The organism is Catenibacterium sp., assembly GCF_052354645.1.
In the GTDB taxonomy this organism is placed as follows: domain Bacteria; phylum Bacillota_I; class Bacilli_A; order Erysipelotrichales; family Coprobacillaceae; genus Catenibacterium; species Catenibacterium mitsuoka_A.
Window position 1 is genome coordinate 1 of record NZ_DAWDDM010000042.1, and the last position, 10,754, is coordinate 10,754.

Below are 10,754 nucleotides of genomic sequence, written 5' to 3' on the forward strand. Positions count from 1 at the left end.
GTATGAGAGTAAGTGTAGATCAAAGTGATAAAACAAAAATAAAAAAGTTCTCTGAAGCAGAAATGCGTGGTATTACAGTACGTATTGAAGTAGGACCTCGTGATATTGAAAATGGTCATTGTGTTGTTGTAAAACGTAATGATGGTGTTAAGACTCAGATGGACTTAGACGAAAATCTTCCACAGGCAATCCATGATACATTAGAAACAATTCATCAGGAAATGTATGATAAGGCAGCAGCATTCTTAAATAGCCATATCACTCGTGTTAATACTTTAGAAGAAGTAGGTCGAGTATTAGATGAAAAGGGTGGCTATGTCAAGATGAACTGGTGTGGTGAAGAAGCATGCGAATTAAAGATCAAAGATCTTTATCAGGCAACTTCACGTTGTATCGATGAACATGAAGAAGCAGATGGCGTATGTCCATGCTGTGGTAAAAAAGCAAAACATGTAGTTTATTTTGCAAGAGCATATTAATAAAATGAATCTCAACAAGAAATTGTTGGGATTTTTTTATATAGGTAACTTCTCAAGTCTAAGTGCTTTTTCTAAACTTGTACTTAGCTTTGATATGCTTGCAGGAAGATTAGAAATATTCCCAATGTTGATGATTTTCTCTAAAACATTATGGAAAAGATAACTTTGAGGGACAAAAAAGTCCCTTTTTTTCTAGCATTTTCTTGTATTGTTTAATGCTATTTTTTTGTTAAGATGATATAATATTTAGCGTTAAATATGAAGAGGAGTAAATAATTTGAAAAAGACACATACAGCGCATCTATCTTTAATAATAGGGACTCTACTGATGCTTCTTGATCAGCTCTTTTGGACATCCCATGCAAAACATATCAATATAAGTAAAGTAGGTACTTTAATGAGTACCATCCAGGTCCAGCATATCATCACACTTATAGGGCTAGACCTTGTTATTATATCCTTAGGATATATTTATTCTAAAAAAGAAAATAGTCTTGCAGAAGCACTTAAACTATGGCTTTATACGGTTGTTGTAGGACTCATCTCTACAATCATTTGTTTTTTGCTTACCAAAAAAATAGATACAAATGCAATCTATTCAATCTTCTTACCAATAATTAGAAATGTATCACCTGTAATCACCGGTGTTATTCTCTCTTTGATTTGTTATCCATTTATGAAGAAGGTAAACCAACGCTATTTAAAATGGATTCTTTTAGCGCTTCTTCTCTTACCAACACTAAGTGGTATTGACTCACTAGGATTAAGTGATGGATATAGTATCTCGTTCACATTTATTTTATTTTATCTAGGTGTAATCGAAGCATCAGAAGAAAAACGTTTTTCAATCATTTCTTTAATTCTCCTTTGTTTAATGAATGTGCTATGTGTCACTATGATGCCATTATGTTCTAAGATTGTACATGGAGATATGTCCACTGCATTACGCTTTACTACATCAATTTCATTCTTTGAAGTAATGATTGCTATTTATTTTATTCGTCTTTTAAGAAATATTCCATTCTTTAATAAATGGTCTTTTATTCGCTATATTCCTATTGCTTCTCTTGTCTTAATTGGAGCAGGACGATTAGAAAACATTGTATCCTGGAATGAAGATCTTGTAGGAACATCATTTAATAAATTGTTTAGACAAAGCGAATTAGAAGCTTTACTCATTGTCTTTGTCATCTTCTTAGTCACACTCCTTATTAAACAACTTCCACAGGTTAAAAGAGTAGTTAAATCAATAGAAGAACATTTTAGTGACTTTGAATTAAGTAATCAATGGTTCACTAAAGAAACTCAACTGATTAAGCAGCATTTAAAGAATCATAGAATCAATATCATTATGCTGCTATGTGCTTACATTCTTTCTTTTGCATCATTTATCGCAATGAATACAAGTTATAATATTGAAATCAATGCGATAGAAACATACAATATTTTCTGGTACACACTCTTCGCAAGACAATTCTTTGTCTTGCTTAATACACTCATGCTTGTCTTAGTAGCGCGTTTCCTTATGGCTATTACAAGACGTTATTGGGTATCTGTCTTAGTTACTGGTTTTGCTCAGATTGTTATTACAGCAGCCAATCGCTTAAAGGTTATTTATCGTGAAGAACCAATTATTCCAGGAGATCTTGCAATGATTAAAGCCTGGAAGAGTTTACTTGGAATGATGGGTAAAAATATCATTATTGCAAGTATTGCATTAGTCGTTTTAGTCGTTATTTTGATTATTTATTTAGAAAAGAAGCATCCTTATGCTATTCATATGTCTCTTAAAAAGAGTATCATCTGGGTACTTGTAACCTCTATATTCTTTAGTGGTACACTTCTTTTTAATCATGATGGCTCTTATGTTAATGCATTAATGCGTGATCTAGGAGATCAGCCTTATTTCTTTAATCAGCTATTTGGTGCGAAGGTTAATGGTCCTCTTTTACAGTTCCTTAATAATATTGATGTTTCTGTTATGGATGAACCAGAAAACTATAGTAAAGAAACAATGACACAACTCTATAAGAAATATGTACAAGAATCTGCAAGAATTAATAGGAGAAGAAGAAATGACTGGGATGATCAGATTGTAATCATGGGCCTATCTGAAAGTTTTGCAGATCCATATCGTATTCCTGAACTTACTCTTGCAAATGACCCTATTCCTTATATTAGAAGTTTAATGAAAACAACGACTTCAGGACTTATGTATAGTACAGGTTATGGAGGAGGAACAGCTAATATGGAATATATGGCTTTAACTGGTTTAAACCAAGGGTTCTTCTCTGCTGCTTTAACACCTTATACGCAGCTTGTCCCAACACAAAATCAAGCCTATGCTTTTTCTCGTCTATTTAATCAGGCGGTTGCGATTCATCCATATATTGGTGTTTATTATAGTCGTCAAACAGTTTATCAAAATTTTGGCTTTAATAAGTTTATGTATTTAGGCTCTAAATATCCAATCAAGCATCAATCTTCTATTGATCGCAGTGCTTATTTATCAGATGAAACAGCTTATGCAAATACAATAGATGAAATTTTAGATGCTCAAGGTAGTAAATTCATTAACCTTGTCACTATGCAGAACCATTTACCATATGACAACAATTACTATGATGGTAAAGAAAAATATGCAGCAAGTGGTAATGCAGTCACTAATGACTATGTTAGAGGAATGGTAGAAGAATATGTGATGGGACTTCATCATACAGATGAAGCAGTGAAGAACTTTATTGAAAAGATAGATAGTATTAATAAACCTATCACATTTGTCTTCTATGGTGATCATTTACCTGGCATTTATTGGGATACAAACAATAATAATATTCTTCATCAGACAGATTATTTTATCTATTCTAATAAATATGCAAGAAGACATCTTGGTAGAAGAATTTATAAACAATATGATCTTGTAGCACCTACTGATTTTATGTCACTTGTACAAAAACAAACCTTAACTAAAACAACACCTTATAGTGCATTATTAGAAAAGGTTCTAGATGAATTACCTGTTATAACTACAAAAGCCGCAGCAGGTTCTAAAGAAGAATCTGATGCAGCTATGATTAATGATAATGGAGAATTGATCAAATATGACGATCTCTCATCATCACAAAAAGAGTTATATAATGACTATAAGCTTGTCCAATATGATATGACAGCAGGAAATAATTACCTTGAGAATATGAATTTCACTCGATGAGGCATTTCACTATGCCTCTTTTATTTTGATATTTAATAAGTGTATAAAAGCAGATGCTTGCATTTCATCAATGATAGCACCACTCACATCCTGAGGAGTTGCTTCAATTGCTTCTATAATACATGTAGATAAATCTACATTTTTAAGTGGCGCATGAAGAAATGATGTTTGAATCATTCTGCATTCTTTATATTTTGTCTTATTCAGCGTAGTATCTTGAAATATAGCCTGACTCAAATCACATTGATTAAACAGTGTCTCCTTATTTCTCATAAAAGAGAAATTTGCGAAATGACATAAACAATTATTGAAGATCACCTGATCAAAGCTAGATTCAGTAAAATCACTTCCTAATAATTTGCAATTATTGAACTGTACTTGTCTAAACATGCAATTATCAAATTTGATATTCGATAAATCACATTGATTAAACACTGTCTGATAGAAATAACAATTCTCAAACACAATATCCTGTGTTGTAATATTGTTGAAATGACATTGATGGAAATCACTCTGTCGGTATGTCTCTTCTATCAGCCAATCATTCTCATATGTTTGATTTATTAACTTATTTTCATTAAAATCCATTTCCTTCACCTCATCTCTATTATATCGTTATTGAAAAAAAGTGTCGATATGATAAAATACTTGTACGAGGTAAGACTATGAGACAAAAAAGAATGGCTTTAATTAATGACATAACAGGCTTTGGAAGATGTTCTATTGCGGTTATGGCACCAATTATATCAACTATGCGTATTCAGGCTGTACCAGTACCTACAGCTATATTATCAACCCATACGCAGTTTCCTGTATATCACTTTGATGACTATACTAAACATATGCCTGAATATATTCAGACATATAAGGATTTGAAACTAGAATTTGATGGCATTGCGACTGGTTTTCTAGGTTCAAAGGAGCAGGTAGAAATCGTTATTGATTTCATTCAATCCTTTAAACGTAAAGAAACATTTGTATTAGTAGATCCAGTTATGGGAGATCATGGACATTTATATGCGACATATAGTAAAGAAATGGCAGAGAGTATGAAGAACCTTGTTCATTATGCAGATATTCTTACACCAAACCTAACAGAACTAGTGACACTACTTGATCGTGATTATCCTGAAGTCATTCCTTCTAAAGAAGAACTAGGTCAAATGTGTTATGAACTTTCTTTAAAAGGACCAGAGATGATTGTAGTAACAGGAATACCAATAGATGCCTCACATATTATGAATTTCATTTATGATCATGGTAAAACGTCAAGTATTATTGTGGATCGTATTGGACCAGATCGTAGTGGGACAGGGGATGTCGTATCAAGTGTTATTGCAGGAGGCTATTTAAATAATCATTCTTTTTATGAATGTGTCAAAAAAGCAACTGAATTCTCGTCTCAATGTATCGCCTATAGTGAAGAAATAGGCACACCAACTTATTATGGCTTATGCTTTGAACAATATTTAAGTGAATTAGGAGATTTCTAACATGACTATTTTATATACACTTTATAAAAATACTTATATTGATCTTTCACATTTAGACTCTACTAAAGGAGTTACATGCTATGTAAATACAACAAATCGTTGTCCATGTGCATGTACATTCTGTTTAAGACAAACTAAAGAGATGATGGAAAATAACTCTTTATGGTTAAAAGAAGAACCTTCTAAAGAAATGATTATTGAAGAGTTTAAGAAATACAATCTCAATGATTTTAAAGAAATCGTCTTTTGTGGATTTGGTGAACCAATGGAAAGATGGGATGATATCAAAGAAGTCATTGATTATATCCGTTCTGTTAAGAAGGATATGAAGATTCGTATTAATACGAATGGTTTAGCTAATGATATTTATGGTAGAGACGTTACTCCAGAATACAAAGGACGTTTTGATACAGTCTCTATCTCATTAAATGCCCCTACAAAAGAAGAATTCCTAGAATTGACACGTTCTAAGTTTGGTATCTCTTCTTTTGATGATATGCTTGATTTCGCAAAGAAATGTAAGGCTTATGTACCAAATGTTGTATTAACTGTTGTTGATATTATTGGTGAAGAAAAGATTGAAGCATGTCAGAAAATTACAGATGAAATAGGTGTTACTTTAAGAGTAAGACCTTTTGAGGAGTAAATATGCAATATATGACAAGTGAAGAGCGTTTAATCGCTCTAGATAAGATGACAAATACAAGAGATCTAGGTGGATATGAAACACAGGAAGGCTATTATACAAAAAGCCATCATTATATCCGTGCATCTTCACCCGCTAATGCGACTGAAGGAGATCTAAAAAAGCTTTATGATTATGGTGTGCGTGTGACTATTGATTTACGTTCTGATTTTGAAAAAGAAGCCCAGCCATCACCATTTAAAGACTATCGTGATGTAGAAAATATTGAAATCAATTTAATGGATGATGCAGTCGTTAAGGTCGTACCAAGCGAAGTAAAAGAATATAAAGATCTTGGCGGTGTTTATATTTATATGTTAGAAGCACATCAGAAGCAGATCAAAGCTGTCTTTGATGTCTTTAAGGATCATTTATATGAAGGTGTTTTATTCCATTGTAGTGCTGGTAAAGACCGTACAGGTATTATTGCGGCATTATTACTAGAACTTGCAGGATGTTACGATCATGATATCGTTAAGGACTATAGTGAATCTTATGCCAATAACCATGAAATCATAGAAGCACTTAAAGAAATGATGGATGAAGATACAGAAAACTTCCTTACATCTTCACCACGTTATATGATGATCTTCTTAGATTATCTAAGAGAACATTATGGCAGTGCCAAAGCTTATTTATACCATATCGGTATGTCTGAAGAAGATATTGAAGATATTAAACAATCTTTTATCATTTAATGAGAAAAAACACTTCTTATAAGGTATATACCTATAGGAGGTGTTTTTTTATGAACAAGAAAGAAAAAATCAGAATCATTAGATTATTACTTAAACAATATGAGAAAGACAAAAATATACTTAACTCATTAAACCATGCTAACTTATATCCTTCAATTAACTATGAAGATTACTATCAAACTTCATCGTCCTCTAAAGAAGACTATTTACTTCATAGAATACAATTAAAACAGGAACTCACTAAACGAATTATATTTATTGAAAAATCTCAATCTATTATTGGTGATGAGTATTATCATATTATACTAGAAGACTATTTCTATGAACATAAACATTGGTGGAAGACATATTATTCCCGTGCTACTTATTATCGCCGACAAGAAGCAGCTATTAATGCATTTTTTGATTATGTGACAAGTATATTGTAATTGTGGGGAAAATTGCGTTATAATTAGTGTTGTGAGGTGAACAACATGAATTATTTCGATAAAATCAAAGAAGCTTTAAGCAGTAAATTAAAAGGCCAGGAACTTACATTAGATTCTAACCTAAGAGATTTAGGTATTGATTCTCTTGATGTTGTAGATTTAATTATGGACTTAGAAGAAGAATTAGGAATTGAATTCTCTGATGAGGAATTAATGTCTATTCATACAATGAAAGATGTATGTGATTTAATCGATAAAAAGAAGGCATAAGAAAATCCAGACAGGTGTCTGGATTTTTTTAAGCTTTGTTTTTAAATAGTTTACGAATAATTTTATCTACATAAGGCACACCACTCAACATTTCTAAATGATCCTTGAAGATAAATAGAATACTGAAGAAGTAGACAACTACACCTACTATTATTGCAAGAATAAGTGGAATAAAGACACGATGGAATATCTTGAAAAGTAGATAATATGAACCATAGGCACATGCACCCATTAAAATAGAAGCAACTAATGGTAATAAGACAGCTGTTTTAAAATTAACATGATAACCTACTAATCTATTTAAAGCATATTGGTTACTTATACACATTTGTAAAGCATAAAGCATAGTTCCAATAACAAGTAAATAAATACCTACATCTAGGAACTGTGATGGTACTAATACAAGCATTAATACTAAAATCACAACATGGACAACTAAAGCTTTAGCTGCATTTCTTAAAGGAACTTTAACTGCCCCAATTGCCTGTAAGATACCGTTAGATAAAGTAGATAAACCATAAAGGACAATCGCAGGAGCACCTAGAGTCAGTGCAGTAGATGCAATCTTTAAAGTTTTAGGCTGTGGGAAGATTAATCCCATTACAGGATAAGCAAGAACCCCCATGCCTACAGCAGCAGGAATTAAAATAAGCATAGTAATAAAAGTACTATTTTTAATATTTGCACGTACTTCTTTTAAATCTTTTAATGCATATGAACTAGAAATAGCTGGAATAGTAGCTGTACTCATAGCACTTGCGAGAGCGACAGGAACATTCATCAACACAACAAATTTACCTGCATAAACACCATAAAGTTTAACAACATCAATCAGTGCAACACCACGTGCCTGCATAATACCATAGAAGATAAACATATCGATAGTAGAAACTAAGTTATAGATACATGTAGAAATGATGATTGGTGTGACTATATTTAAAATAGAACGGAAGATGGCTTTGCCTGATTGCACACGAGGATCTGCGTCTGTTTCATCAATCATATGTCTGCCTTTTCTAAGGTAAACACATACCATATAGATAAGAGCAACAAGAACACCAAATCCAGTACCTAAGGCACTTCCTCCGGCACCACGACTTGCTAGTAATGTATGATTATTTGCATATGGCTGAATAAATAAATAAGCAGCACCAACAGAAACAACAGCATTCAACATTTGTTCAATAATCTGTGAGACTGATGTATAAACAGTTGTAGAATAAGCCTGGAAATAACCTCTTAATACACCTACTAAACCAGATAAGAAAATAGTAGGACATAAAATTCTTAATGCGAATACTGCATTCTCAGTCACAATCCAAGGGGCTAAGATAAATGTAAGCAAGGCAGCAGATCCACCTACGACAACAATATAGATCAGTGCACATTTAAAAATCTTACGGGCATTATTATACTGACGAAGAGCGAGCTTCTCACTGATTAGCTTAGAAATAGCTGTTGGAATACTGTAAGAAGAAATAAGTAATACCATCGCATAGATGTTATATGCTGTAGAGTAATACCCATTCCCTTCATCACCAATTAAAGCGGTTAATGGACTTCTATATAAGACGCCGATAATACGAACAAGTATACCTGCGAGTGCAAGGATAGAAGCCTGCTTAACAATCGATTTAGATTTGTTCAAAATATTCACTCCTTATAAAATTCTTTCATTTTTAATTTATATCATTTTTATATGGTTATTACAATATATTCACCAAAACATCTGCTAAGTTTTTATAATAATATTTTTAAAAATCTCCCAGGTTTATATGTTTTATGATATACTTCATAGAGAATAAAAAAATTGGAGGGTAGTTTATGACTAAAAGCAGAGTAATTATTGCACTCGATTTCAAAAACAAAGCTGATGTTCTTGAATTCCTAGATAAATTTGATGAACCGCTCTTTGTGAAGGTAGGTATGGAACTCTTCTATGGAGAAGGACCTGCAATCATTCAGGCTATCAAAGAAAGAGGACATTCAATCTTCTTAGACTTGAAGTTACATGATATTCCTCATACAGTAAAGATGGCTATGAAGAACTTAGCACGTCTTGATGTTGATATCGTGAATGTTCATGCTTCAGGCTCTAAGGCTATGATGCAGGCTGCAATTGAAGGTTTAGAAGAAGAAAAGGGCAAGGATCGTCCTTTATGTATTGCAGTTACATGTCTTACTTCTTTAAGCCAGGAAGTATTAGATGATGAATTAGGTATTCATGAACCTATTCAGGATGTCGCAATCAGATGGGCTAAGAATGCAAAAGAAGCAGGACTTGATGGTGTTGTATGCTCACCATTAGAATCTAAAGGTATTCATGATGCAGTAGGAGCAGATTTCTTAACAGTAACTCCAGGTATCAGACTTGCAAGCGATGCTAAAGATGACCAGAAGCGTGTGACTACACCAGCTATGGCTAAAGATATGACTTCTAGCTATATTGTAGTAGGTCGTACAATTACTAAGGCAGCTGATCCAGTAGCTGCTTATAAAGAAGTATTTAATCAATTTCAAGGAGAATAATAATGAGTAGAGAAGAATTAATTGCGAAAGATTTATTAAGTATCAAGGCTGTATTCTTAAGCCCTGATGAACCATTTACTTGGGCTTCAGGTATTAAATCACCAATCTATTGTGATAATAGATTAACTTTATCTTATCCAAAAGTAAGAAATGATATCGAAAAAGGTTTAGCTGAATTAGTACAGGAAAACTATCCTGATTGTGAAGTATTAATGGGTACTTCAACTGCAGGTATCGCTCATGCTGCATTAGTTGCTGATATCTTAAATAAACCAATGGGATATGTACGTGGTTCAAATAAGTCTCATGGACGTCAGAACCGTATTGAAGGTGTTGTAAGAGAAGGTATGAAGGTTGTAGTAGTAGAAGACTTAATTTCTACTGGTGGATCTTCTTTAGAAGTAGTAGATGCATTAAGAGAAGCTGGATGTGAAGTATTAGGACTAGTTGCTATCTTCACTTATGGTTTAAAGGATTCTATCAAGAACTTCGCAGATAAGGATTGTCATTTCGTAACTTTATCTAACTATGATGCACTTCTTCCTGTTGCTGTAGAACATAACTACATTAAAGAAGAAGCATTAGAAAAGCTTAAAGCATGGAAAGTTGATCCACATGATGAAAGCTGGATGACTAAATAATTCATCTAGGAGGGGATATCCCTCCTTTTTTTTTACGTATAAATAAAGTATAATAAAAAAGGCTAATATTGCTTTTTGAAGTATAATGCTGTATAAATATTAAGATAGATTATTAAGGAGGATCCAACGTGTTAGAGGCTGTAAAATATGTAATCAAAGAAAACAGCGAGAACTTATTTCGTATTTATTCTATTTCGAAATATGAAGTACTAGCTGACATGCGTGATTCAAAGTTAGGTTTATTCTGGAACTTTGCGAATCCAATTATTCAAGTATTAACATATTGGTTTGTATTTGGATTAGTATTAAATCTTAAGTCA

Annotated in this window: 12 protein-coding genes and 1 pseudogene; 11 read left to right on the forward strand and 2 right to left on the reverse strand. The window is 32.7% G+C overall.

Annotated elements, in window-relative coordinates:
- From ACT8VG_RS03240 to ACT8VG_RS03250, 3 genes are all read left to right on the forward strand, one after another.
- Window positions 1-479, forward strand: a 479-nt coding sequence (locus tag ACT8VG_RS03240; protein WP_444195194.1) for a His/Gly/Thr/Pro-type tRNA ligase C-terminal domain-containing protein, incomplete at its 5' end; no start/stop codon positions are given.
- Between the two features lie 25 nt (window positions 480-504).
- Window positions 505-642: a hypothetical protein gene (locus tag ACT8VG_RS03245; RefSeq protein WP_444195195.1), complete on the forward strand. Its 138-nt coding sequence runs from the start codon at window positions 505-507 to the stop codon at window positions 640-642.
- Window positions 643-756: 114 nt separating this feature from the next.
- Complete coding sequence (locus ACT8VG_RS03250; protein ID WP_444195196.1) at window positions 757-3,690, forward strand: LTA synthase family protein; 2,934 nt, start codon at window positions 757-759, stop codon at window positions 3,688-3,690.
- A gap of 9 nt (window positions 3,691-3,699) precedes the next feature.
- Here ACT8VG_RS03250 and ACT8VG_RS03255 read toward each other — a convergent pair whose 3' ends face one another.
- Window positions 3,700-4,287: a pentapeptide repeat-containing protein gene (locus ACT8VG_RS03255; RefSeq protein ID WP_419178495.1), complete on the reverse strand. Its 588-nt coding sequence runs from the start codon at window positions 4,285-4,287 to the stop codon at window positions 3,700-3,702.
- A 68-nt stretch (window positions 4,288-4,355) separates the two neighbouring features.
- Between ACT8VG_RS03255 and ACT8VG_RS03260 the strand changes: the two genes are divergently transcribed.
- From ACT8VG_RS03260 to ACT8VG_RS03280, 5 genes are read left to right on the forward strand one after another with little or no spacing between them, the layout of a single operon-like run.
- Complete coding sequence (locus ACT8VG_RS03260; RefSeq protein WP_217106601.1) at window positions 4,356-5,183, forward strand: pyridoxamine kinase; 828 nt, start codon at window positions 4,356-4,358, stop codon at window positions 5,181-5,183.
- Between the two features lies 1 nt (window position 5,184).
- Window positions 5,185-5,829 (forward strand): TatD family nuclease-associated radical SAM protein, encoded by a 645-nt coding sequence (locus ACT8VG_RS03265; RefSeq protein WP_022424218.1) that lies wholly within the window; start codon window positions 5,185-5,187, stop codon window positions 5,827-5,829.
- 2 nt (window positions 5,830-5,831) lie between these two features.
- On the forward strand, window positions 5,832-6,566 hold the full coding sequence (locus ACT8VG_RS03270; protein ID WP_187012334.1) for a tyrosine-protein phosphatase: 735 nt from the start codon (window positions 5,832-5,834) through the stop codon (window positions 6,564-6,566).
- A gap of 50 nt (window positions 6,567-6,616) precedes the next feature.
- The gene (locus ACT8VG_RS03275; RefSeq protein WP_187012335.1) at window positions 6,617-6,994 is read left to right on the forward strand and encodes an MG284/MPN403 family protein; all 378 of its coding nucleotides are present in this window, start codon (window positions 6,617-6,619) and stop codon (window positions 6,992-6,994) included.
- Window positions 6,995-7,039: 45 nt separating this feature from the next.
- On the forward strand, window positions 7,040-7,264 hold the full coding sequence (locus tag ACT8VG_RS03280; protein ID WP_022424221.1) for an acyl carrier protein: 225 nt from the start codon (window positions 7,040-7,042) through the stop codon (window positions 7,262-7,264).
- A 28-nt stretch (window positions 7,265-7,292) separates the two neighbouring features.
- Here ACT8VG_RS03280 and ACT8VG_RS03285 read toward each other — a convergent pair whose 3' ends face one another.
- The gene (locus ACT8VG_RS03285; RefSeq protein ID WP_217106602.1) at window positions 7,293-8,921 is read right to left on the reverse strand and encodes a putative polysaccharide biosynthesis protein; all 1,629 of its coding nucleotides are present in this window, start codon (window positions 8,919-8,921) and stop codon (window positions 7,293-7,295) included.
- 167 nt (window positions 8,922-9,088) lie between these two features.
- Here ACT8VG_RS03285 and pyrF point away from each other — a divergent pair, with 167 nt between their 5' ends.
- From pyrF to ACT8VG_RS03300, 3 genes and pseudogenes are all read left to right on the forward strand, one after another.
- Window positions 9,089-9,793, forward strand: a complete 705-nt coding sequence (gene pyrF, locus ACT8VG_RS03290) for an orotidine-5'-phosphate decarboxylase (protein ID WP_117459559.1) — start codon at window positions 9,089-9,091, stop codon at window positions 9,791-9,793.
- Between the two features lie 2 nt (window positions 9,794-9,795).
- Window positions 9,796-10,434 (forward strand): orotate phosphoribosyltransferase, encoded by a 639-nt coding sequence (pyrE, locus tag ACT8VG_RS03295; protein ID WP_195920233.1) that lies wholly within the window; start codon window positions 9,796-9,798, stop codon window positions 10,432-10,434.
- Window positions 10,435-10,562: 128 nt separating this feature from the next.
- Window positions 10,563-10,754: pseudogene (locus ACT8VG_RS03300) on the forward strand (ABC transporter permease); the annotation flags it as partial.